Source organism: Synechococcus sp. H55.2, assembly GCF_047462495.1.
GTDB lineage: Bacteria > Cyanobacteriota > Cyanobacteriia > Thermostichales > Thermostichaceae > Thermostichus.
On sequence record NZ_JANSJH010000001.1, the window covers coordinates 53,752 to 73,818 of the forward strand.

Sequence of the window (20,067 nt, forward strand, 5' to 3'; positions counted from 1 at the left end):
GAGCCCTACGCCAGCAGCGAGCCGGTGTTGCGCGCCTTCCCTCTCCAGACTTCCCGCGAGGTGGTGCGGGCCGCCCTGGGATCCCCCAGCCAGCAGGGGCGGGGCGCCTGGCCCAACACCGTGTACGACCTGTACCGCTTGGGCGGCATGAACTTGAGCCTCACCTACGACGAATCCAGCCTGGCGCTGCAACAAATCGAGGCCACCATCGCCGACGACGTGCCCGCCCCGCAGGCGGAAGGGCTGCTGGAAGACATGCTGCAGGCCCCCTTGCCCCCCCAGTTGCAGCGAGAACTGCAGGCGGTGCGGGAAAACCGTTCTGAGCGCGTCCAGTTCCGCTCCGGCTCTTGGTCTGGCCTCGTCGAGCGCACCCCCCAGGGCCACCTCTACCTGGCCGTTTGGGATCCCCCGCCCAGCCCTTCACCTTCCCCGCCCACCGTCCCCGTTGCCCAGCCCCGTCCGGCCCCTCGCTCCAGACCAGCCGCTGCCGGCCCTCGTCCCGGCCAGACCATGCAGGAGCTGCTGCGCCGTACGCGCGAACTGCGGGGAGATTGAGCCATGTCTGCTTCCGAAGACAAAAAGTCGCTGTTGAACACCGTTGTCCACTTCTTCAAAACCCTGGCAATGGGGCGGCCTTTCCCTGCTGGGCCCACTGCCCTCCTCAAGCCCCCCGACCCTCCCCCGCCCAAGCGCCCGGTGCGCCTGCGGATTACTTGGCCGGGAGAAGCTCCCCAGGTGTTTGTCCTGCAGGGATCCGACATTCTGGGTCGCAGCCAGACAGTGGCCACCATCCGCATCCCCGCCCCTGCGGTGAGCCATCTGCACGCCTGCGTTCGCCCGCGTCCGGGTTGGCGTCTGCCCGGCCTGGGGTGGCGGATCCCGTTGCCCCCGATTCTCTACTGGCTGGGGTGGAACGCCGGTCGCTACCAACTGGAAGATCAAGACTCCACCAACGGCGTCTTTCGCCTCAAGCCCTTTGGCGGCGCCGAGCGGGTGCGGCGGGTGATCCTGCGCCATGGCCAGCGACTCAGCCTTGGCCCGCCCCGGGATCCGGAGAGCGTGTTTATTCAAGTGTTGGATCCACCGCCGCCGCAGGTGTACGGGGTGCGCGGCTGCCTGATCCTGATGGCGCTCTTGGGGCTGGGGGCGAGGATTTGGATCGGCCACGAGTGGAGCAAGTTCTCAGTAGAACCGCCGCTCGCCGCCGATCGCAACCCCCTCATCGTCCTGGCCGGGGATCGGCAAACCGAACTGCGCCGCCACCAGGGGGATACCTACCGGGAGCTGCCCAACCTGGAGGCCTTCGGCCCGATTCTGCCCAAGGTGGTGGTGGCCGCCGAAGATCACCGCTTCTACTCCCACTTCGGGGTCGATCTGCTGGGCATTGGCCGCGCCTTTTGGGTCAACCTGCGCTCCGGGGAAGTGCAGCAGGGGGGCAGCTCCATCAGCCAGCAACTGGCCCGCACCGTGTTGCGCGACTACACCGGCTCAGGCAACACCTTTGGCCGCAAGCTGCGGGAGGCTGTTGCCGCCCTCAAGCTGGAGCGGCGCTACAGCAAAGACGAAATCCTCACCCTCTACCTCAACAACGTCTACCTGGGCAACGGCATCTACGGCTTTGAGACCGCCGCCCAGTTCTACTTCGGGATCCCCAGCCGCCAGCTCAGCCTTTCCGAAGCCGCCACCCTGGCCGCCATCCTGCCTGCTCCCAATGCCTTTAACCCCATCGCCAACTACGATGCCGCCGTGCGGGGCCGGGATCGGGTGTTGGATCGCCTCAGCGAGCTCCAAGTCTTCCCAGAAGAGGAGATTCGGCGGGCCCGGCGCAGCCGCCTCACCCTCAACCCCAATCTGCGCTCCCAGACCTCGACGGTTGCCCCTTACTTCTACAGCACCGTCTTCCAGGAGCTGCGGCAGCTTCTGGGCCAAGACCTCTCGGCAGAGGGCAACTTCATCATCGAGACCACACTGCATTTGCCCTACCAGCGGCTGGCGGAGCAGGCCCTGGCCCAAACGGTGCGCGAGGCGGGCTCCCGCCTGGGCTTCAGTCAGGGTGCCCTAGTCAGCCTCGACAGCCGCAACGGCGAGATCTTAGCTCTCGTGGGCGGGATCGACTACAACGCCAGCCCCTTCAACCGGGCTACCCAAGCCCAACGGCAGCCGGGATCCACCTTCAAAGTCTTCACCTACGCCGCCGCCCTCAGCCAGGGGATCCCGCTTTCGCAGGTGCTCTCCTGTGAGCCGCTTACTTGGGGCAACCTCACCTTTCAGGGCTGCCGCTCGGGAAGTGCCCCCATGGACTTGGCCCGCGGCTTGATCCTCTCCGAAAACGTAATCGCCCTGCGGTTGGCCCAACAGGTGGGGCTGGAGCAGGTGGTGGCCATGGCGCGGCAAATGGGGATCCAATCCCCCTTGCAGCCCTATCCTTCCCTGGTACTCGGCACGATGGAGGTGAACCTGCTGGAGCTGACCGCGGCCTTTGCTCCTTTGGCCAATCGCGGCCTTTGGTCCAGGCCCCACACCATCCGCCGCATCCTGGATAGCAGCGATTGCGCCAACCCCGACGACTTTCGCACCTGCCGCGAGATCTACCCAGGCCGCGAGGATCCCCGCTCGCAGCGGCTGGTTTTGTCGGCAAGCGTCGCCCAGCAGATGACCGCCGTATTGCAAGGCGTGATCCGCTCCGGCACCGGCACTGCCGCTCGCCTTGGGATCGGAGAAGCGGGCAAAACCGGCACCACCACCGCCAACAAGGATCTGCTCTTTATCGGCTACACACCCAACCCGCCTCTGGTAACCGGCATTTGGCTGGGCAATGATGACTCCAGCCCAACGCGAGGGAGTAGCGGCATCGCCGCTCAAACTTGGGGAAGTTACATGAAGCAAGTCATTCAATAGCTCGCCAAAGCCAATCAGACAACTCCACATCCCGACAACTCGACAAATAGACGCTTTGCCTCCCTCACCCCCAGCCCTCACCCCCGGCCCCTCTCCCAGAGGGAGAGGGGAGTTAGAGCGGCGCGTCCGCGACAGCGTTGCGGAGCGATAACGACGTAGAGAAACGTTTCATTGCTATTTGAAATGGCTATAAGCTGGAAAAGGCTGTAACCTAAGCCGATTAAGTCTTCGGGCTGTTGTCAGAACTGTCTCTGAAGTCCGAGTAACAGAAACGGGGAAGATCAGCAGGATTTGCGGAGAATGGTCGCGATCTGGATTAGGGCTTCTTGAAACACCTCTCGCTCTGGCTGACCTTGCTTGAGCTGGTATTCCAGTTGCAAAAGTTGCTGCATTGCCTTCAGCAGAGCTGCGCTTTCCAGGGATCCCACCTCTTTCTGTAAAAAGTAAACTCGGTTGGGGTTGGCGATCTCTGCTTTTTGGGCGATGACTTTGGGATCCCGTTCTCCCTCCTCCAGCAGCAGCCGTACCCACAGCCAGGTGCGGAATTGGCCCACCAACACTGCCAGGATCTTCAGGGCCGGCTCGTTGTGATCCAGCAGATGGGCCAGGATGGGCAGGGCCTGATCCAAGTTGCCCTGGCGCAGGGCGGCCGCCAGTTGAAAGCTGTTGTAGGCGCTGGCGGGAACCAAGGCCTCGATTTGCTCAGGGGAGATGGGATCCTCTTGAGCGGCTGTAAACAGAGCCAGCTTTTCCAATTCCATCGCCAAGCGGCGGGAGTCGTTGCCCACCGCCTCGGCCAACTTCTGGGCTGCCGCCGGGCTGAGCTTGAGATGCCGTTGCCGGGCTTCGCTGTATACCTGTCTAAGAATGCCCTCTTCATCCCAGGGAGGCAGTTGGGGAAACTCGCGGACGATGGCCACTTTCTTGAGGATTTTGGTGGATTTGAGGCGTCCGTCCGGCTTGCTGCTGCTGGTTAACAGCAAATGTGTCGTGGGGGGCAACTGGGCCAGGGTGCGCTCCACTGCTTCCCACAGCTCTTCCGGGCAATGTTGGGTGAGTGTCGTCTCCTCCAGCCAAACCAGGCGGGCGTTGGATCCCAGGGGCGGCGTCATGGCCTGGCTGAGGCCGACAAGCGTCGATTCCGGTGGCAGGCGATCGTAATTAAAAGCAGCCCAATCGGGATCCAGCACTTGATCCCGCAACTGCTGCACCGCCTGCATCAGCCGATAGGTGTCATCTCCCCAGTAAAGGTAGACGGGCATAATACCCTAGCCCCCTCATCAACGCTCTGGCTGGATCCCTGGCCAACCTGTTTGATTGAGGCGGCTGCAGATCCCAGCAAGTTGCTCAGCCTCCGCAGAGCCGCCACTGCAACTGGTCTCCAGCCCTTTTCCGTGGTTTCTCTAGGCGTTATTTTACGTAAATCAACGCGCATGCTCCCGCCCTTTGTCCGGGATCCCCCAGAAAAAACCGGGCCAGGTTCAAGCCTCTTCCCTCTCTCTGAAAAAAGGTGCCAGCTTTGCATGATCTTTGATTTGGCCCTAGCTTGGCAAATTCTGTGTTCCCACTGAAGAAAGATCATCAATCTTCTCCTAGATTGAGCTTAGGGATAGGCATCGGGAGGGGGTTGCGAACGATGGACACCATTGGCGAACTGGAGTTCAAGGTACAGGTTCTGGCTCGCTGCCTGGGATCTGCTTTGGGTTTAGGCCGTCCTACCCGTGTTCAGATTCATTATTGCGATCCTCAAACCTTGAATGCAGACAAATCGGGATCGGTGATTTCTCCTTTCAATTCCCAAGAAGTTAAGGGATCTCAGTTTCGCCCGTTGGCCTCGGTTGCCTAAGTGATGTTTCGAGCTTGGTCTCGACAAGGCTATCAAAATCTCTGGATACCTCTCGGCCAAAAAGAGACGGGTGGGCAGTTTAATGGGGGGATAATTCCCCCCAAAGTTGTTTCGTCTTGGGCTGCCTCTAAAACAACCAGTCCTGAAGCCAAGCCCAGGAAGAAAAGATTAGCCTTCTAGAAAGGGGATCCCTCTTGCCTTCCCGCCCTTGCTCCTGTCCGCTGGGGATATAAACTCGGAAGATGAGCTGAAGCCTAGGGTGTTGGAAGGAGTCATGCAACGAGCAACGCAAGCATGGCGCGGCCTGCTGCTGCGGGATTTCTCTATCGAGTCCTGGTGGCAGGGCAGCCTTTTGAGCCGAGTGTCGGGATCCCTGCGGCAGTGGGGCAAAAGCAGCCGGCTCGTCCAAACCTTGGATTGGATCGGTTTGGGCCTGGTGCTGCTCTACTGGTTTTTTTCGGCCCAAAGCTCCACCGGCATCCTAGGTCTGATTTTGCTGGCTATGGCGGCGCTTGTGGTCTTGGGCTGGCTGGTGGAAACCCCGAATTGGCTGCCCGTCCATCTGCCCCTAGGCCTGTTTTGGGGCATAGCCACCCTGGCCACAATCCTGTCGCCGGTTCCCTATGCAGCGCGGGACGGCTGGCTGAAGTTGACGCTCTACCTGGCCGGCTATCTGCTGCTGCAGCGTCTGCTTCGCCAACTGCAGTTCCGGGATTGGATCGTCGGATCCCTGCTCTTGGTCAGCTTGGGGATGGGGGTCTATGGCCTGCGGCAATACTTTTACGGGGCTGCCGAGCTAGCCACCTGGGTGGATCCGGAATCGGGCTTGGCAGGCCTGACGCGGGTGTACAGCTTTCTGCGCAACCCCAATTTGTATGGGGGCTACCTGGTTCCGCTCCTCCCTCTGGGGCTGGCTGCCATTTGCATCTGGCCGGGCTGGGGGATCAAGCTCTTGGTTGGGTTTACAACCGCCGTCAACTTCATCTGCCTGATGCTGACCTACAGCCGCGGCGCCTGGATTGGCGGCCTAGCAGCGCTGGGAATGATGGCGGTGCTGCTGGCGCAATGGCAAACCCCCCACTTGCCAGCCCGTTGGCGACGTTGGACGCTGCCGGCTCTGTTGGGAGGGGGGGCAGCCACGTTGTTGCTTGCGATCGTAACAGTACGCCCCCTGCGGCTGCGGGCTCAGAGCCTCTTTTGGGGACGGCTGGACACCAGCAACAATTTTCGCCTCAACGTCTGGGCCGCCGCGCTGGACATGATCCGCGACTTTCCCATCTTGGGGATCGGCCCCGGCAATGTCGCCTTCAACCGCGTCTATCCCCTCTACCAGCGGGGCAACTTCAGCGCCCTTGGGGCCTACTCGGTGCCGCTGCAACTCGCCGTGGAGACAGGCTTCATCGGATCCCTGGCTTTTGCCTGGTTTTTGCTGGTGCTCTGGGATCACGGCTGGAGAGGCTGGAACACTTTGCTCAGCTCCCGGGATCCCGAGGGCCTGTGGGTGGCAGCAGGCTTAGCGGCTTGCACCGGCATGATGGCCCACGGCCTAGTGGATACCATCTGGTACCGTCCCCAGGTACAAATGCTGTGGTGGCTGGCGGTGGCCCTCGTCACAGCCAGTCTGGGTTCTCCTCGATCCTCAACGGCCGCTGAAAGACCCAGCTCGTGAGATGCCGGCGCGGACTTCTTAGAGTGGCCCGGGCTTGGCCTTCTGGTCTTGACGAGAGCAAATCTAGAGTGGTAGGCATTCTCAGTAGAGGAACGAAAATGTATCTAGATTTACAATTTGCAGGTTTTAGTAGTGTTAGAAATTAGCGGAATTGCTGGGGATATGGGAGGCCAATGAAAAAGATCGAAGCTGTAATTCGGCCCTTCAAGCTAGATGAGGTGAAAATTGCCCTGGTCAACGCCGGCATCGTCGGCATGACGGTGAGCGAAGTGCGGGGTTTTGGTCGACAAAAGGGACAGACCGAGCGCTATCGGGGATCCGAGTACACGGTAGAGTTCCTGCAAAAACTGAAGGTGGAGATCGTGGTCGAAGATGACCTGGTGGATACGGTGGTCGAGAAGCTGATCGCGGCGGCTCGCACCGGCGAAATCGGGGACGGCAAGATTTTCATCAGCCCTGTCGAGAAAACCATTCGCATCCGCACCGGCGAACTCAACCAGGACGCCCTGTAGAGAAGGTGAAGGTCTTGGAGCCTGGGTAGCTCGACCCGAGTCCCAGGCTGGCTTGCAGTGGGCAAATGAGGGATTTTTGCCCTATCTACTAGTGCGTTGTGAAAAGTACCGTCACTTTAGGTAAGTCGAAAAGCATGTCTACAACGATGATCCAAAAGCATAAGAACCCGCTACCTCAGCGGCTTGGGCGACTGGCCAAGTGGAGTCTAACTGCTGCTCTGACGATTTCGCTGGTTTTCCTATTGGGCCAGGGGAGTGCCTTCGCCCAGGACGCGGAAGTCGTACAGGAACATGCTGACATTGTCTGGACGCTGGTGGGGGCAGCCTTGGTGTTCTTCATGCAGGCGGGGTTCGCCATGGTGGAGACGGGCTTTACCCGCGCCAAAAATGCCGCCAACATCATGATGAAAAACCTGATGGACTTTTGCATGGGCTGTTGCGCCTTTTGGTTCATCGGGTTTGGCCTGATGTTTGGAGAAAATACTGGCTTCTTTGGCAGGAGCTGGTTTGCTTTCAGTTGGCAGCAAGCCCACGAAGCAGGGGATTGGCCCTTCACCTTCTTTGTCTTCCAGATGGTGTTTGCCGCCACCGCTGCCACCATTGTTTCCGGGGCCATGGCGGAGCGCACCAAGTTCGTGGCCTACCTCATCTACTCTGTCGTCATCTCTGGGCTGATCTACCCCATCTCGGGGGGCTGGGCCTGGAATGGTCTCTTCGGCGACTACAACGGTGGCACTAGCGGCTGGCTGGAAAATCTGGGCTTCATCGACTTTGCCGGTTCGGGCGTAGTGCATTTGGTGGGGGGCGCTTCCGCCTTGGCCGGGGCCATGGTGCTTGGCCCTCGCATCGGCAAGTACGGCCCCAACGGCGAGCCGCGGGCGATTCCCGGCCACAACCTGCCCCTAGGGATGCTGGGAGTGTTTATCCTCACCTTGGGTTGGATTGGGTTCAACGCTGGCTCGACCACAGCCGCCAGCCCCGATATCGGCTGGATTGCCATGAACACGCTGCTAGCCGCTTCGGCAGGGGCCATTGGGGCGATGATCACCTGCTGGGCGCATTTTGGCAAGCCGGATATGACCTTTGCCGCCAACGGGGTGCTGGCCGGCTTGGTAGGGATCACCGCTCCTTGCAACACTGTCCACCCTCTGGGAGCTTTGATCATCGGTTCGGTGGCCGGGATCCTGGTGGTCATCTCGGCGGTGATTCTGGATACGGTGCTGAAGATTGACGACCCGGTGGGCGCCGTTTCGGTACACGGCACCTGCGGTATTTGGGGGGTGTTGGCAGCAGGGATCCCTTGGTTTGCCCACGCCGATTCAGGGGTGACCTGGGCGCAATTTGGGGTACAAGTTGTGGGCGCTCTAGCCTATTTCTTCTGGCCTTTCCTCACCTGCTTGATCCTGTTTTTGATCCTCAAGGCAACCGTTGGCCTGCGCACCAGTGCCGAAGAGGAGCTGGCCGGCTTGGATGTGGGCGAGCATGGTAACGTGGCCTACCCGGATTTTGTGATTGCTTCTGCCGAGTTGGACCAACCTTGAGGCGGCACCCCGGCTCTGAGGGGGATCCAGCGGCACCAATCGCCACTGTCAACGATGAGGAGGGCCAAGCCTGGCCCTCCCTGGCTGTAAACTGGGATGCGGTTGGATGCACTTTTGGATCCCATGCACCTGTTGATCCCGGCGGCTGGCAGTGGCAAGCGAATGGGGGCGGCGGTCAACAAGCTGTTGTTGCCGCTTTTGGGCCAGCCCATCTTGGCTTGGACGTTGCAGGCGGCGGATCGGGCCGGTTCCATCGAGTGGATCGGCATTCTCTCCCAGCCCGGCGATTGGCCGGCCATGGAGCAGATCCTGGCGTCCATCGAGCTGTCCACGCCGGTGCAGCTTCTGCAAGGAGGGGCGACGCGGCAGGAGTCGGTTTACAGGGGGGTGGAGTATCTCTATGGGCTGGGAACGGTGGAGCGGGTGCTGATCCACGATGGAGCCCGCTGCTTGGCCACCCCTGAATTGTTCGATCGCTGCAGCGCCGCCTTGGAGCAAGTGGACGGCTTGATTGCCGCGATCCCTGTCAAAGACACGATTAAAGTGACCGCAAGCGGCCCCAAGGGGATCCAAATCCAATCGACACCGGAGCGCAGCCGGCTGTGGGCAGCCCAAACGCCCCAGGGCTTTCGCCTGTCGTTGCTGTGGCAAGCCCATCGGGAGGCACTGGCCCAGGGGTGGCAGGTAACCGATGACGCAGCCCTATTCGAGAAGCTGGGTTGGTCGGTCTATATCGTGGAAGGTGAGGAGTCTAACCTGAAGTTAACCACCCCCTGGGATCTGGTGCTGGCCGAGCAAATTCTACAGCAGCGCCTCGAGCTGGCGCGTTAGCTTAATCCCTTACTCTCTGTCGCCCTCACCCCCAACCCCTCTCCCAAAAGGAGAGGGGAGTTTTTGCGGAATCGGCTGCTGTTAAGATGCAGGCTGCTGGGGCGAGAGGAGAGCAGATGAGCGAGGAGACTTCGTCCTATTGGCCTGTGCACATTGTCGGCGCTGGCCCCGGGGATCCCGAGCTGATTACCCTGCGGGGCCAGAGAGTGCTCGCGGAAGCAGATGTAGTATTCTACACAGGCTCTTTGGTGCCGGAGGGGCTGCTGACCCATTGTCGCCCTGGGGTGGAGGCCATCGATACACGCGCTTTCACCTTGGAAACGCTGCTGCCCCAGATGGTGGAGCGGGTCAAGGCAGGGCTGCGGGTGGTGCGGCTGCAGGATGGGGATCCGTCTCTTTACGGTGCTCTGCACGAGTTGCTGATTCGGCTGGCGGAGGCCGGGATCCCCTTTGAGATCGTGCCGGGGGTGAGCGCCTTTCAACTGGCAGCCGCCCGTCTGCAGGTGGAGCTAACGGTGCCGGAGCTGGTGCAGACGATTATCCTCACCCGCGCCAGCGGTCGGACGCGCGTGCCGGCAGCGGAAGCCCTGGCCAGCCTGGCGGCCCACCGCGCCTCTTTGTGTCTGTATCTGAGCGCCCGCCATGTGGAACAGGCCCAGGCGGATCTCCTGACCCACTATCCCGCCGATACCCCTGTGGCCATTTGCTACCGTCTGGGCTGGCCGGACGAGCGAATCTGGCTGGGATCCCTGGCGGAGATGGCGGCCCTCACCCGGCAAGCCAGCCTGGAACGCACCGTGCTCTACCTCATCAGTCCCGCCCTACGGGGCTTGGCAGGAGCCGGCTCGGCCCGCTCGCGGCTCTACAGCCCTGACCACGCCCACCTCTTCCGCCCCAAAATTGGCCGGCGGGCCCATTTGTAACAGACTCTTTCAGTATATTGACGGATGACGGCAGGCTGAACATAATGACGATGAGGCAGCAAGATGAGGTCAAATACTTTGGCTTCTGGCTGCAGGGCGCCCATCTTTGCCAAAAGAAGTGGATCCCTTTTGGGGTTGTTGCAAGACTTTTTTTCTCCCTCTTTCTAGCCTTATGCTTATGGATGACTCATCTGCTGCTCGCAGCGTGGAAACCTTGATCGCGGCTTTGCAGAAGGCCCTTGCTCCCCTGCCAAGCCGTTCGGCGCTGAAACAAGATGTCCTTTACCTGATGGTGGAGCTCCCACAGCAGGGACTGTTCAGCCGCTCTATGGTGTTGCAGCGGGTTGCCGACCAATTGGAAGGCGCGCCGGTGCAGGGAGTCAGCCAACTGGTGGTGTACGGTCGGCTGCAGGGAGAAACACAGCCGCAGTGGAAAAAAGTCTTCTATTTGTCTTCTGGGAAAAGCGGTGCCGACGCCACGCAGATTGTATTGCCGGACGCCAAGATTTCCGAGATCAAGGTGCTGGATGCCCAAAAACCTGTTGTGGATCCCGATGGCAGCTCTGATTTTCGCAAAGTTAAAACTCTAGAGGCGCCGGTTCCCAAAACCCAGAAAGAGCGACGCTCAGAGCCTGACCCAAGTCAGTCTCCTGCTGCTCATGCCTCTGCACAGGCCCAAGCTGGGATCCCGACCTCTCCGCCCACGACTGCCCCTGCTCGCCCCAGTTCTCCCATCAGCCTTCCGGTCAACGTTCAGGCGCTTGGCCAGCAGTTGCACCAACCTACCCTACGACCCTTCCTGGGGGGAGCCCTGGCTTTGTCTCTCCTGCTGGGGGCCGGGTTGGTGGTGCATTCTTTCCGGCAGCCCGACGTCCCTGCCCGGGCCAGATCGCTGGGAGTAGGGATCCCTCTGTTGCTCCTGGCTGCAGGGGGGGGCTGGCTGGGGTGGAAAGGCCGGCGTGCTGTCAACACCTTTAAGCGAGAGGGATCCTCTGATCCTTTGGCAGAAGGTTTGTCCTTTTTACAGGCCAATCAAGTTCCTGAGGCAGTGGAGCGGTTTCAGGAGGCCCTGTCCCTCACCCAGGGATCTGCTCAAGTTGAGATCCATAGCCTGCTCGGCCAAGCCTGGGCCGAGAAAGGCAACTGGGCAGAAGCCTTGGCCCAGCAACAAAAGGCCCTTGAGTTGGATCCCCACTTCAGCCAGGCCCACCTCCGTATTGCTCAAATTCGCCTCAAGTTGGGGCAATGGGACGAGGCGATCGATTCCTGTTGGTCTGCTTTGGAATTGAACGATCGCCTGGGCCTGGCCCACCACCTGATGGGGCAAGCGCTGATGCGCAAGGGCCAGTTGAAAGCGGCAATAGCAGCTTTTCAAACCGCCCTCAATCTCGATCTGGATCCCGAATTAGCCGCTGCTGTGCGGGTGGATCTGGGCTTGGCCATGGTTCATGCGGGGCGTCTGGCCCAGGCTGGCCAAGAGTTCAGCCAGGTGCTCCTCTCCGGCAGCTCCTCCAAGCTCCAGCAGGGCCGCGCCTACTACGGGCTGGGCTTGGTCTTAGCGGCCCAGGAGCAGCACAACGAAGCCATCAAGAGCTACCAGCGAGCTCTGGGGCTGGTGCCCAACTTGCCTGAGGCGGTTGCTGCCATCGGCTTGTCCTATTTGGGTCAAAAACACCGCGACGCCTCCGGGCGCAAGTTTGTCTGGCCCCAGCAGGTGCAAGAGGCTGTGCAACAGTTTGAACAAGCGTTAAGAGAAGACCCAGATTTGCCCGAAGCCCACTTTGGCTTGGGGGAAGTGGCCCGTATCAAGGGGGATCTGAGCTCGGCGGTGTCCAGCTATCAACGGGCGATGCGCAGCAACGGCAGCTACGGCATGGCCCACTATCGCGTGGGATCCGTCTTGGCCCGCCAAGGCAAGCTGGAGCAGGCCATCGATCACTTTCGCTCGGCTTTGGAAATTTCTCCCAACTTCCCCGAAGCCAGAGGGAGCCTGCAGCGGCTTCTCTCCAAGCAGATGGAAGAGGTGCATACCGACCTACTGCCCGTGTAAAGATGGGAGCTGATCGACGCTGAGGGATCCCGGTTGCCGCCCGACAAGATGCGCGCCCGCCTGCGAGAGGTTGCCGCTCCAGCCATGAAGGGATCCCTGCCCACCGTGGTCTTGGCCGGATGTGGCTATGGGGCCATCGACGCCTTGCGGGCCCTCAAAGGGCAAGCGCGGGTGATCGCCATCAATCCCCACCCCTACATCGTCAACTCGGGCATGTCCACGCGGCTGCTGAGCGGTCGGTTTTCCCTGGATCTGGTGCGGATCCCGCTGCTGGAGCACGTTCAAGCCAATGGTGCCCAGTTTCTGCCGGGACGAGTAACCCACATGCAGCCGCAGGCGCAAACCCTGACCCTGGAAGGCGCAGGCGGGATCCAAACCCTTGCCTACGATTACCTGTTGGTGAATGTGGGGCGGGAGCTGCGTCCCATCGACGGGATGCAACATGCCTTCGCCATTCGACCGGCGGAGCAACTGGTGGCCGCCCAAACCTGGATCCGGCAGTGCTGGCAGCGGGCGGCCCAGGGAGATCCGACGCCGGGCCTGCTGACCTTTGTGGTGGTGGGGGGAGGTTGCACCGGCACAGAGCTGATGGGAGAGCTGTACGACCTCTGCCGCGAGATGAGCGCAGCAACGGGGATCCCTTTGGCGCGGGCCCGCCTGCTCCTGATCCATGGCCAGGCCCATCTGGTCGAGGGCTTCTCAGAACGCTTCCGCCAGGAGGTGGAAAGGGAGATCCGCCGCTTGGGGGTAGAGATCTGGGCGGAGCGCCGGGTAAAAGCCTTCGGGCCACAGCAAGTTTGGCTAGAGGATGGCAGCGAGCTGGTGGCCCAGACCCGCCTATGGGCGGGTGGGTTGCAGGCGCCCGCCTGGCTGAGAAGCTGCGGCCTGCCGCTGGGGCCGACGGGATCCCTGCTGGTGGATGAGTGCCTGCGGGTGCAGGGGGCAGAGCGCATCTTGGCCTTAGGGGACTGCGCCGACTTTGTCTGGGGATCCCGTCTCTTGCCCAAGATCGGCGTGTACGCGGTGCGCCAGGGGCCGATTGCAGCACAAAACCTGCTGCGGCTCATCCGCGGCCAACCCCTGCTTCCCTACCGACCCCAGGCCACTGTGTTTGTCTGCGTTACGATGGGAAACCGGGTTGCCGTCGCCGAGAAGGGCAGGTGGGTCTGGCGCGGCTACCTGGCCACGCTGCTGAAAAACCTGTTCGATTGGCTCTACATGCGCCAACGCAAGCCCGTGCGCTGGCAGGCGTTTTTCTACTAAATCTCTACAGAGAACGGGGTTAAGATTAAGTTACAGATTGGCCGGAATGGGCTAGCTTCCTCGGCTTCTCGATCTCGACCCTATCGCCCTTCAACCCTCAAAAGCTCTTGACGCTCTCCGGCCCAAGCAGCGACCAAGCGGGAACAACAATGCCTCTCGATAACCTGCGCGGACTCTATCAGCAAGTCATTCTGGAGCGGTACAAAAAGCCCCGCAACTTCGGCAAAGTGGATCCGGTTCATCGCCACCAACGCGGCCACAACCCTTCCTGTGGCGACACCATCGACCTCACCTTGCAACTGGATCCGGATCAAGAGCGAATTGTCGATATCAAATTCGAGGGCGAAGGCTGCGCTATTGCCCTGGCCTCTGCCGATCTCATGGCTGACGCCGTGCGGGGGCGCACCATCCCCGAAGCGTTGCAGTTGGTGGATCACTTCCAAGCCATGATGCGCGGCGGCGCTGAGTTTCCGCGGGAGCAGCGGGCCTTGAACGCCATGAAGGGAGTTGCCCAATTTCCGGTGCGCATCAAGTGCGCCAACCTGGCCTGGCATGCCCTCAAACACGCGCTGGAATCGCCCGAACCCAGTGGATCCCCGGACAACCCAGATTTTGTGAGCAACGAAAACACCGACTAGGTTTCGCCCTCTGGGGGCAACGTAGGGGATCCCTGTAATCCAGACAACTCCGAGGATCAGGGATGCCAGGATGCCTCTTTGGCTCGGCTGGGAGCCAATGGCCTCAGCAGCAAGCCCTTCAACGCCGCCACTCTGGCCGCCGCAATCGCGGCTCTGCTGAGCTGGGATCCCTGAACCTGCCCCCCCCAGATCCGTAGGATCCCCGCCGCTATCCGCCAAATGGCGTAGAAAAATCCTATAAATCGCGTACGTAGATCCTCGGTGTTTTACGTTTTTTTACGGATATCCAGGCTATAATGGGAACGTGAACGTTGGAAATACGGAGGAAACGCAGATGCAAGCTGGTGTCGATCTAACGCTAGACTACCGTACTTACCGCATAGCGGCCCTGTTGAGCGAGAGCTTTTCTTTGGGAGCACTGCTGGGAGTATCCCTCAAGTGGCAGGGTGAGGCCTCTTCTGAGGACGAGCCGCGGGCCGGAGTTTCCCGCCTCTCGCTGGAGCAGATTAAGCAGCGCTATCTCGTTCCTCGGCGCAAGTGACTGTCCTCCCGTAAAACCAGCTTTTGAACGCTAACCCCTCAAACGGAAAAGGTCATGAACACCGGTCTTGATTTTCCTCCTGTTGCTTCCAGCATTCGAGAAATTGTGGAGCAGGTGCTCTGCAGCGGCTTCCTCAGCCTAGGACAAGAAAACCAGATCAACGAGCTGCTCTTTCAGCGGCGCTACTCCGAGGCCGACCTGGAAATGCTGGATCGCCTGACTTTGGCGTTGCTAAATCGGCAGATCGAAGTGGAAAAAAGTTTTGTAGCAAAAGCTGCCTGACCGCCAAAACGCATCAAGTTCCTCCAAAGCAACAGGGGATCCTCTGCGGATCCCCTTACCTGTCGATTGAGCTAGAGTCTCCTCAGCAAACGCCGAGGAGTTCTGGGCTGCAGCGGCCGGGTGTGAGGGCTAGACCGCGACGGTCTTCTTCACCTGAGCTGCCAAAGCGCCAGAAGCATACTTGGCTGCCATCTCATCCAAGGTAACCACCGGAACCTTGGTGCCATGGCCGGCACAGCCGAAGGCGATGTAGCGCTCAGCGCACACTTTTTGCATTTCCTTAATAGAAGGCTTGAGGAAAGAGCGGGGATCAAAGTCTTTCGGATTTTCGGCCAGGGCGCGGCGCACGGCAGCCGTGATGGCCAGGCGGTTGTCGGTGTCGATGTTGACTTTGCGCACCCCGTTTTGGATGCCCCGCTGAATTTCTTCCAGCGGCACGCCGTAGGTCTCGGGGATGGAGCCGCCGTACTGGTTGATGATGTCGATCAACTCCTTAGGCACCGAGGAGGAACCGTGCATCACCAGGTGGGTGTTGGGCAGGCGGCGGTGGATCTCGGCGATGCGCTCCATGTCGAGAATGTCGCCGGTGGGCTTGCGGGAGAACTTATAGGCGCCGTGGCTGGTGCCAATGGCTACAGCCAGCGCATCCACCTGAGTTCGCTCCACAAAGTCCACCGCTTGGTCGGGGTCGGTGAGCAGTTGGTCGTGGCTGAGGGCCCCTTCAGCACCGTGACCATCTTCTGCTTCGCCACGGCCTGTCTCCAGGGATCCCAGGCAGCCCAGTTCCCCTTCCACGCTCACCCCAATTGCGTGGGCCACTTTCACCACTTCGGAGGTAACGGCCACGTTGTACTCGTAGCTGGCCGGCGTTTTGGCATCTTCTTTGAGGGAGCCATCCATCATGACGCTGGTGAAGCCGTTGCGGATGGCAGAGTAGCAGGTGGCGGGGCTGTTGCCGTGGTCTTGGTGCATGGCGACGGGAATGTGGGGGTAGGTCTCCACCGCCGCCAGGATCAGGTGGCGCAAAAAGTGCTCGCCCGCATACTTGCGTGCCCCTCGAGAGGCTTGCAGGATGACCGGACTGTTGGTTTCATGGGCAGCTTGCATGATCGCTTGGATCTGCTCCATGTTGTTGACGTTGAAAGCCGGAATGCCGTAGCCGTGTTCGGCGGCATGATCCAGCAGCGTCCGCATTGCAACGAGAGCCATCGGTTACCTCCTGAGGTGCTGACCTAATGCGTATAAGGTTTGCTTACCGTTGATCTTAAGATACTTTTTACGTTTTGGCGGATAAGCCGCCGGCGATCTGCGTATCTTGCCGAGGGATCTTTGCAACCATTGGCCGTGAGGCTCGCGCTCAGACGCAACAGGCCCACCAACCTCTCCAGATACAGTAGGAAAGGGCCGGGAGGGCAGGACTTTTCCCATCGAGGAAGGCTCTGCCCCTGCCTGACCATGTGTTCATATCGTTTCTGCATTGGTTGTCCGGAGGAATGAGAAGGTGCATTGCAATCCGTGGCCGGTCTTGGGCGCCAACCGAGGGAAGGCTCTATCCTGTGGGGGTAAACAACTGCCCTTGTCTCAAGGGAGAGGACTCCGACCCGCTAAGGCGATTGGTTTGGCCATAGCCTGCTGGGCGGCAGCGGGTCTTCGCTTGGCCGCTTGGGGGATCCCTGGGCAATCTCCGGATCAGGTGGCCGCCTGGGTGAGGGAGAATCCCGTGCTGCGGCCCCGTCCGGGCGAAACCCTGAACATCAACCGCGTGGAGCCGGATGGATCCCGGTTTACCTTTTTGGCCTCGGTGGCTCCGCCAGGACGGATCATCAACCCGCTGGATCGGGAGACGATTCGCTCGGAGCGCATGACCTTCTTTCGCCCACAAGGGCTGACGGCGGAAGATCTCTTTCAGGCGATTCGCGAGGTCTATGGGCCAGAGATTGCCGCCGATTTGGATCGGGCGGTGGAGGTGATCCGCTACCCGTCCCCAGAGGCCCTGGCGAATACTCCCGGCTATACCCTGGCCTTGGCCATTCAAGGCGTGGTGCTGCGGGGAAACCAATTCGTCTATTGGCTGGAGCTGACGCAAAACCCCGATGGCCGCGTGCAGCAAGGCCAGGTGTGGGTGTTTCAAGAGGAATGGCTGCCCAAGGTAGAAGGGGAGTTGGCGGAGCGCTTCCCCCTGCAGGTGATGACCCGTTGAGAACAAAGAGCCTGGTGCTCCCAGTCCTGAAGAGAAGGAGCGCCTGTTCAGGGGCGGCGGGAGCTGTTGACATCCAAGGCCGGCCATTCCACCCGTTCCACCTGGGGCCGAAAGCCCAGCCAAGGAGTGGCCAAGCGGGCAAATCGCTCTGGATCCCCGCTCACGCAGAAACGGTAGGGTTCCTCCTGGGCGGCGGCCGAGGGGCGGCGCAAGCCCCATAAGCTCAGTTCGCGGGCCAGGGATCGCACCAGCGCCACGCCGGGATCCACCCGTTTGACGGCTGGGGGCAGCAGGGATTTCAAGAGGGGATCCAGCAGCGGGTAGTGGGTGCAGCCGTAGACGAGGGTATCGATCCCCTGTTGCAACAGGGGCTGCAGGTAGCGTTCGGCCGCTTGCCGCAGGGCGGGGCCGTCCAACTGGCCGGCTTCGATGAGGGGGACGAACTCCGGGCAGGCCTGCTCCCAGCACTGGACAGGTTGGGGAAAACGCCTGCGATCCAGGGCGCTGTACTCCTGAATGGCCCTGGAGTAGGCGCGGCTTTTAACGGTGGCCGCCGTGGCAATCACCCCAATGCGGGATCCCTGAGACAAGGCCGCCTGGGCGCCCGGCAGGATCAGCCCCAGAATGGGCAGGGCGAACTCCTGCCGCACGTGTTCTAGGGCCAAAGCTGAGCTGGTATTGCAGGCCATCACCACCAGCTTCACCGGCTGCGCCTGCATCCACGTCAGAATTTGCCGCACAAAGGTCAAGATCTCCTCTGGGGAGCGTTCCCCATAGGGCAGCCGCGCCGTATCGGCAAAGTAGAGGAGCCGTTCCTGGGGGAGGCGGCGGCGCAAGGCTCGCCAAACCGTCAGCCCGCCCAAGCCACTGTCAAACACCCCAATTGGCCAACCGGGATCCGGATCCCAACGCATGCTCCGTTCTCCTCAACACCTTGGCTAAGCTGCTGTATCCTACCCTGCCTCTGAGGCTGTCGGCATCGCTTTCTGGCCCTCTCCCTGGGATCGGCTGCAGGACCTTAGCGGCTGCGCAGAAAGGCCTCAATGCCCTCGGCAATGGCCCGCGCCAAAATAGCCTGGTATTCGGCAGTAGCCAATTTTCGCCCTTCGGTTGGGTTGGTTACATAGCCCAACTCCAGCAGCACGGAAGGCATACCCACGGGCGTTTCCCGCACCATGAAAAAGCGGGCCCGTCGCACCCCCCGGTCGGCAGCGCCGGTGGCCCTCACCAAGCTGCGGTGCAGGATGGTGGCCAGCTCGGCGCTATCGGGCCGCAGGTAGTAGGTCTCGATGCCGTGGATGCCGGAGCGATCCAGGGCGTTGGCATGGATGCTCACCAATAGGGTAGCGTTGGCCTGAACGGCCATATCCACCCGCGGCTGCAGCAGCACTTCCCGGTCGTCGGTGCGAGTCATCACCACTCCATAGCCCCGCTCTTGCAGCAGTTGTCGTACCTGGAGGGAAACGGAGAGGACGATGTCCTTCTCCTGGATCCCATCCACTCCGATGGCGCCGGGATCCCGTCCGCCGTGTCCCGGATCGACGGCGATGACCGTCCGGCCCTGGGGTGGAGGAGGGGAAGCTTGGGCAGACGGTTGCCGCTGAGGTGTTGGCGGCGGGGCGTTGAGAGGCCGCAGCTCCAAGGTAATGCGGCGGGATCCCTGGCCGGGGTGGGGCTCAAACACATTGAACTCTTCGGCAGGTTGCACCAGAATGCTGACCGTGCGGGCATCTTCTTGCACAAAGCGGATCCGCTCCACCGGCCCCCCAACCGGCAAGCCGGGATCTGGCAAAGACTGGGGCAGGCGAGCCGGCGCCACGTTGATGCGGTAGCCGCCGCTTTCCGGATCCCAGCCAGCCCGGTAAAACAGGAACCCATCGGCGCTGATGATGAGCTGATTGCCCTGCAGCTCCACCGAGCGCAAGGTAGCCAGCGGCCCTTGGGGATCGCCCTGGCTGACCTCAGGCAAAAGGCTGGCCTGGTCAGCGCCACCGGCGGGCTGGATCCAGATCCCGCCCTGCTGCGGGTCGTAGCGGGCTTCCCAATCGCCACTCGAAGGATCCACATCCAACACCACCCGAGCAATCGTGGGCTCAAACTGCCCGATGCGCAGCCGCAAAACCCCCAGACGGTTGACGATGTAGGCTCGTTGGGTGAGGGCGGGGCTGAGGGTGGTGTTGAGAAAATCCACCACCACCCGATCCGGATCGAGGATGCGCCGCACCGTGGTGGCGGGGCTGCCCTGGGTGCGGATGAAAAAACCCTCCGCCTGCGGGGATACCCCCAAGATCTGATGGTCGGCACGGGAGGGAGCGGGGCTGCGGGGAGGTGGCGTCCGCGAAGGAGGGGGCGCAGGATCGCGGGGGCCAGGGGGAAACAGCGGGGCGGCAGGCGAGGGTTGGCCGGCCTGGAGGAATTGAACAGCCCAGCGGGAGGGGCCGGCGGTGAGCAGTTGCAGTTGGTTGAGGCTGAGAGGCTGATCCGGCTGCAGATACAGCACAAAGCGGGTGATGGTCTCTGTGAGCTGGCTGATCTGCAGGGAGGCAACACGGCCTGGGAAAGTCTGGGTTTGGGGATCCCGTCCATAGCGGGTGTTGGGAAAATCCAGAACAACCCGCGGCGGATTCTGGAGCACAAACAGGAAAGGCCGCACCTCGCCCTGGGTGTTGACTTCCAGCCGTCCCTGCTGCGGATCGTAGTACCAACGGTCGATGTGAGATAGACCTGGAGCCGTGGTTGCCTGAGCCCGGACAGGTTGAGGGAGAAACACGCCTGCTCCGGTTAAGCTCAACAGCAGCATCGCCCCCCATATCTGCCTTGACCCTGGCTTGTCCAATTCGGGCATGACCCTCCATCCACTCCGCACACCTGCT

16 protein-coding genes and 1 pseudogene are annotated in these 20,067 nt (G+C 61.2%); 13 read left to right on the forward strand and 4 right to left on the reverse strand.

The features are described from left to right. A pseudogene (locus NW844_RS00235) lies at positions 1 to 555 on the forward strand (serine/threonine protein kinase); the annotation flags it as partial. 3 nt (positions 556 to 558) lie between these two features. Next, the gene (locus tag NW844_RS00240; RefSeq protein WP_414332397.1) at positions 559 to 2,898 is read left to right on the forward strand and encodes a transglycosylase domain-containing protein; all 2,340 of its coding nucleotides are present in this window, start codon (positions 559 to 561) and stop codon (positions 2,896 to 2,898) included. A 281-nt stretch (positions 2,899 to 3,179) separates the two neighbouring features. Here NW844_RS00240 and holA read toward each other — a convergent pair whose 3' ends face one another. Then, a complete protein-coding gene (gene holA, locus NW844_RS00245; RefSeq protein ID WP_414332399.1) occupies positions 3,180 to 4,160 on the reverse strand; it encodes a DNA polymerase III subunit delta in 981 nt (326 codons plus the stop codon). A gap of 858 nt (positions 4,161 to 5,018) precedes the next feature. Here holA and NW844_RS00250 point away from each other — a divergent pair. The 10 genes from NW844_RS00250 to NW844_RS00295 all read left to right on the forward strand — a co-directional run bounded on the left by NW844_RS00250 (position 5,019) and on the right by NW844_RS00295 (position 14,994). Further along, entirely contained in the window at positions 5,019 to 6,413 is a 1,395-nt protein-coding gene (locus NW844_RS00250) for an IctB family putative bicarbonate transporter (protein ID WP_414332401.1), read from the forward strand. A 173-nt stretch (positions 6,414 to 6,586) separates the two neighbouring features. After that, positions 6,587 to 6,925 (forward strand): P-II family nitrogen regulator, encoded by a 339-nt coding sequence (locus NW844_RS00255; protein WP_011430352.1) that lies wholly within the window; start codon positions 6,587 to 6,589, stop codon positions 6,923 to 6,925. Between the two features lie 134 nt (positions 6,926 to 7,059). Next, positions 7,060 to 8,466 carry an ammonium transporter gene (locus tag NW844_RS00260; RefSeq protein WP_414332404.1) on the forward strand — a complete coding sequence of 469 codons (1,407 nt, stop codon included), beginning with the start codon at positions 7,060 to 7,062 and terminating at the stop codon, positions 8,464 to 8,466. Positions 8,467 to 8,589: 123 nt separating this feature from the next. Beyond that, positions 8,590 to 9,297: a 2-C-methyl-D-erythritol 4-phosphate cytidylyltransferase gene (gene ispD, locus NW844_RS00265; RefSeq protein WP_414332454.1), complete on the forward strand. Its 708-nt coding sequence runs from the start codon at positions 8,590 to 8,592 to the stop codon at positions 9,295 to 9,297. Positions 9,298 to 9,413: 116 nt separating this feature from the next. Then, positions 9,414 to 10,220, forward strand: a complete 807-nt coding sequence (gene cobM, locus NW844_RS00270; RefSeq protein ID WP_414332406.1) for a precorrin-4 C(11)-methyltransferase — start codon at positions 9,414 to 9,416, stop codon at positions 10,218 to 10,220. Between the two features lie 178 nt (positions 10,221 to 10,398). Then, positions 10,399 to 12,270: a tetratricopeptide repeat protein gene (locus tag NW844_RS00275; RefSeq protein WP_414332408.1), complete on the forward strand. Its 1,872-nt coding sequence runs from the start codon at positions 10,399 to 10,401 to the stop codon at positions 12,268 to 12,270. Positions 12,271 to 12,303: 33 nt separating this feature from the next. Next, positions 12,304 to 13,533, forward strand: a complete 1,230-nt coding sequence (locus NW844_RS00280) for an NAD(P)/FAD-dependent oxidoreductase (RefSeq protein ID WP_414332410.1) — start codon at positions 12,304 to 12,306, stop codon at positions 13,531 to 13,533. A 149-nt stretch (positions 13,534 to 13,682) separates the two neighbouring features. Continuing rightward, positions 13,683 to 14,171, forward strand: coding sequence for a Fe-S cluster assembly sulfur transfer protein SufU (gene sufU / locus NW844_RS00285; RefSeq protein WP_414332412.1), 489 nt, complete (start codon positions 13,683 to 13,685; stop codon positions 14,169 to 14,171). Between the two features lie 334 nt (positions 14,172 to 14,505). Next, positions 14,506 to 14,712 (forward strand): hypothetical protein, encoded by a 207-nt coding sequence (locus NW844_RS00290; RefSeq protein WP_414332414.1) that lies wholly within the window; start codon positions 14,506 to 14,508, stop codon positions 14,710 to 14,712. A gap of 54 nt (positions 14,713 to 14,766) precedes the next feature. Beyond that, entirely contained in the window at positions 14,767 to 14,994 is a 228-nt protein-coding gene (locus NW844_RS00295; protein WP_414332416.1) for a hypothetical protein, read from the forward strand. A gap of 129 nt (positions 14,995 to 15,123) precedes the next feature. On the opposite strand, the gene fba is transcribed toward NW844_RS00295, so the two are convergent. Further along, the gene (fba, locus tag NW844_RS00300; protein WP_414332418.1) at positions 15,124 to 16,203 is read right to left on the reverse strand and encodes a class II fructose-bisphosphate aldolase; all 1,080 of its coding nucleotides are present in this window, start codon (positions 16,201 to 16,203) and stop codon (positions 15,124 to 15,126) included. Between the two features lie 409 nt (positions 16,204 to 16,612). Here fba and NW844_RS00305 point away from each other — a divergent pair, with 409 nt between their 5' ends. Continuing rightward, positions 16,613 to 17,194, forward strand: a complete 582-nt coding sequence (locus tag NW844_RS00305) for a hypothetical protein (RefSeq protein WP_414332420.1) — start codon at positions 16,613 to 16,615, stop codon at positions 17,192 to 17,194. Between the two features lie 47 nt (positions 17,195 to 17,241). Here NW844_RS00305 and murI read toward each other — a convergent pair whose 3' ends face one another. Beyond that, positions 17,242 to 18,108 carry a glutamate racemase gene (murI, locus tag NW844_RS00310; protein ID WP_414332422.1) on the reverse strand — a complete coding sequence of 289 codons (867 nt, stop codon included), beginning with the start codon at positions 18,106 to 18,108 and terminating at the stop codon, positions 17,242 to 17,244. Between the two features lie 104 nt (positions 18,109 to 18,212). Further along, entirely contained in the window at positions 18,213 to 20,039 is a 1,827-nt protein-coding gene (locus NW844_RS00315; RefSeq protein ID WP_414332424.1) for an N-acetylmuramoyl-L-alanine amidase, read from the reverse strand. Positions 20,040 to 20,067 lie beyond the last annotated feature (28 nt).